At 69.3% G+C, this 3,772-nt stretch carries 3 protein-coding genes; 2 read left to right on the top strand and 1 reads right to left on the bottom strand.

The genetic code is table 11. From position 1 onward, the window contains the following. Nucleotides 1–95 precede the first annotated feature (95 nt). Nucleotides 96–1,769, bottom strand: coding sequence for a formate--tetrahydrofolate ligase (locus tag ABDW35_RS33695; RefSeq protein ID WP_343718220.1), 1,674 nt, complete (start codon nt 1,767–1,769; stop codon nt 96–98). A 243-nt stretch (nt 1,770–2,012) separates the two neighbouring features. On the opposite strand from ABDW35_RS33695, the gene ABDW35_RS33690 reads away from it, so the two are divergent. After that, complete coding sequence (locus ABDW35_RS33690; protein WP_343718219.1) at nt 2,013–3,050, top strand: GlxA family transcriptional regulator; 1,038 nt, start codon at nt 2,013–2,015, stop codon at nt 3,048–3,050. Between the two features lie 173 nt (nt 3,051–3,223). Continuing rightward, a partial coding sequence (gene bioD / locus ABDW35_RS33685) for a dethiobiotin synthase (RefSeq protein ID WP_343718218.1) occupies nt 3,224–3,772 on the top strand: 549 nt, incomplete at its 3' end.

Genomic DNA, 3,772 nt, shown 5'->3' with positions numbered 1-3,772 from the left:
GAAACGAGCCGGCCCATTTCCCTCTCCTCGGGGAGAGGGAGGGGCCCGCGCGCGAAGCGCGTGGGAGGGTGAGGGGAGAGCCGGCGTCGAACCCGCTAAAAGAGGCCTTCGATCTGCCCGCTCTCGTTCAGCCGGATGTTGTTCGCCGCCGGCGTCCTGGGCAGGCCGGGCATGGTCATGATGTCGCCGCAGATCGCCACCAGAAACTCAGCCCCCGCCGACAGGCGCAGCTCGCGCACCGGCACGATGTGGTGCGACGGCGCCCCCTTCACCGCCGGGTCGGTGGAGAAGCTGTACTGGGTCTTGGCGACGCAGATCGGGAAATGGCCGTAGCCGGCCTTCTGGTACTGGGCGAACTGGTCGCGCACCCGCTTGTCAGCGATGACGTCGTCGGCGCCGTAGATCGCGGTGGCGATGGTCCGCATCTTCTCCCACAGCGGCAGATCGTCGTCATACAGGGTGCGGAACTGGGAATGGTCCTCGGCCAGGGCCGCCACCTTGTGCGCCAGCTCCACCGTGCCGGCGCTGCCGTCCGCCCAATGGCTGCAGACCTGGGCCTCGACGCCGTGCTCGGCGCAGTACTCGCGCACCGCCTGCAGCTCGGCCTCGGTGTCGGCGACGAAGCGGTTGACCGCGACGATCGCCGGCACGCCGAACTGGCCGACATTGCGGATGTGGCGGCCGAGATTGGCCAGGCCCTTCTTCAAGGCGGCGACGTTCTCGTTGCCGAGATCCTCCTTGGCCACGCCGCCATGCATCTTCAGCGCCCGCACGGTGGCGACGATCACCACCGCCGCCGGCTTCAGCCCGGCCTTGCGGCACTTGATGTCGAAGAACTTCTCGGCCCCGAGATCGGCGCCGAATCCGGCCTCGGTGACGACGTAATCGGCCAGCTTCAGCGCCGTCTTGGTCGCCATCACCGAGTTGCAGCCATGGGCGATGTTGGCGAAGGGCCCGCCATGGACGAAGGCCGGATTGTTCTCCAGCGTCTGCACCAGGTTGGGCATGAAGGCGTCCTTCAGCAGGACGGTCATCGGCCCGTCGGCCTTCAGCTCCTTCGCCGTCACCGGCCGGCGGTCGAGCGACTGGCCGACGATGATGCGGCCCAGCCGCTGCTCCAGATCCTCCAGGCTCTTGGCCAGGCAGAAGATCGCCATCACCTCCGACGCCACGGTGATGTCGAAGCCGTCCTCGCGCGGGAAGCCGTTCGGGGCGCCGCCCAGGCTGGTGACGATCGACCGCAGCGCCCGGTCGTTCATGTCCATCACCCGGCGCCAGGTCACCCGGCGGGTGTCGAGGCCGAGCGCATTGCCCCAGTAGATGTGATTGTCCAGCAGCGCCGCCAGCAGGTTGTGGGCGCTGCTGATGGCGTGGAAGTCGCCGGTGAAGTGCAGGTTGATCTGCTCCATCGGCACCACCTGGGCATGGCCGCCGCCGGCCGCGCCGCCCTTGATGCCGAAGCAGGGGCCCAGCGACGGCTCGCGCAGGCAGATCGCCGCCTTCTTGCCGATCCGGTTCAGCCCGTCGCCGAGGCCGACGGTGGTGGTGGTCTTGCCCTCGCCCGCCGGGGTCGGGGTGATGGCCGTGACCAGGATCAGCTTGCCGTCCGGCCGTCCTTCCAGCCCGTCGATGAAGCCGGGCGTCAGCTTGGCGATGTGCGGGCCGTAGGGGTAGAGCGCGTCGGAGGGGATGCCGAGCTTGGCGCCGACCTCGGCGATCGGCCGCAGAGTCGCGGCCCGCGCGATCTCGATATCCGACGGTGCCCCCATGTCCCAAGGTCCCAAATTGTTTTTGCGGTGAAGGTCCCATAGCAGAGGCGATGCCGCCGCGTCTGCGGCGACGTGGTCCGGTCTGATCGCGACCCTCGTCCCGGCCCCGCCGCCAGCCATGCGTCCACCGGGCGGCACAGCGCTTCAGCCCGTCGCATATGGCCTCTTTGTCGAATTTGCGACCCGTGCTACCGATTCGTCGAATGCGGCGCCAACGTTGCGCTGCCGGGAGGCACAGAAGTGATGGGCCAGGATCCAGCCTTCGACACCGAGACCATCGGGTTCCTGCTGATTCCGCAGTTCTCGATGATCGCCTTCACCTCCGCGGTCGAGCCGCTGCGCATCGCCAACCGCATGGCCAGCAAGCCCCTGTATCGCTGGACCGTGCTGTCGAAGGACGGCCAGGCCGTGAAGGCCAGCAACGGCATCAGCGTCGGCGTCGACAGCTCGCTGGCCGAACTCAGCCGCCAGGCCGGCGTGTCCAAGCCGTTGGACATGATCTTCGCCTGCTCCGGCCTCGGCATCGAGCGCTACCGCGACGACGAGGTGTTCGCCTGGCTGCGCCGGGCGGAGCGGCAGGGGGTGGGCATCGGCGCGCTGTGCACCGGCTCGCACCTCCTGGCGAGGGCCGGGCTGCTGGGCGGCTATCGCTGCGCCATCCATTGGGAGAACCTGCCCGGCTTCGCCGAGACCTTTCCCGAGATCCCGGTGTCGAGCGACCTGTTCGAGGTCGACCGCAACCGCTTCACCTGCTCCGGCGGCACGGCGGCGATCGACATGATGCTGCATCTGGTGGCGCTGCGGCAGGGCCGCGATCTGGCGACCAAGGTGTCGGAGCAGTGCCTGGTCGACCGCATCCGCAGCCCGCATGACCGCCAGCGCCTGCCGCTGCGGGCCCGCCTCGGCGTGCACAACCCGAAGCTGGTCGCGGCGATCGAGCTGATGGAGGCGAACATCGCCGAGCCGCTGCCACAGGAGGAGCTGGCGGCCCATGTCGGCCTGTCGCGCCGGCAGCTGGAGCGGCTGTTCCGCAAGCAGCTGGGCCACAGCCCGGCGCATTACTATCTGGAGCTCCGGCTGGAGCGGGCTCAGCACCTGATCAACCAGAGCGACCTGCCGATCGTCGACCTGGCCCTGGCCTGCGGCTTCGTCTCGGCCTCGCATTTCTCGAAATGCTACCGCCAGATCTACGGCCGCTCGCCGCGGGAAGAGCGGGCGAACGCCATCCTGCGCGGCGTGCCGATGCCCGAGCGGCCGGTGCGCCAGAAGGTCCCCGCTTGACGACGCATCCCAGCTTTGCTGCGCTGCGGTAACTGGGGACTCGCTTCGGGGGATCGATCCGTGCATAGTCCGTGCCTTCGCGTAACGGCATCCCGCATCCGCATGCCCGTAGACCGGACCTGGCAGCCCGCTTCGGCCGCCGACCGCCTCGCCGCTGAGACCTTTAGCACCCCATGACCCGATTCTATGTGACCGGCACCGACACCGGTGTCGGCAAGACCCTCGCCTGCGCCTGCCTGGCCACCGCCTGGGACGCCGACTATTGGAAGCCGGTGCAGACCGGCCTGGCCGAGAAGCCGGCGGACACCGCGACCATCGCCGCCCTGACCGGCCTGCCGGCCGAGCGGCTGCAGAAGCCGACCTACGCCTTCCAGGCACCGCTGGCCCCGGTGGCCGCCGCGGCGCTGGAGGAGAGCGAGATCGACCCGGCGTCGCTGACCCCGGCCTTCTCCCCTCGCCCCCTGCTGATCGAGGGCCCCGGCGGCGGGCTGATGGTGCCGCTGGACTGCTCGACCCTGGCGATCGACCTGCTGGGCGTGTGGCGCTTCCCGACCATCGTGGTGGCCCGCAGCGCCCGCGGCACGATCAACCACACCCTGCTGACCATCGAGGCGCTGCGCAGCCGCAAGATCCCGATCGCGGGCGTGGTGATGAACGGCCCGCTGAACGCCGGCAACCGCGCCGCGATCGAGAAGCATGGCGGCGTGCCGGTGATCCTGGAG

The sequence above is a fragment of the Inquilinus sp. genome, assembly GCF_039594555.1.
Classification (GTDB): Bacteria; Pseudomonadota; Alphaproteobacteria; order DSM-16000; family Inquilinaceae; genus Inquilinus.
The sequence above is the reverse complement of the archived record's forward strand: the minus strand, read 5'-3'. Positions and strand labels throughout refer to the sequence as shown.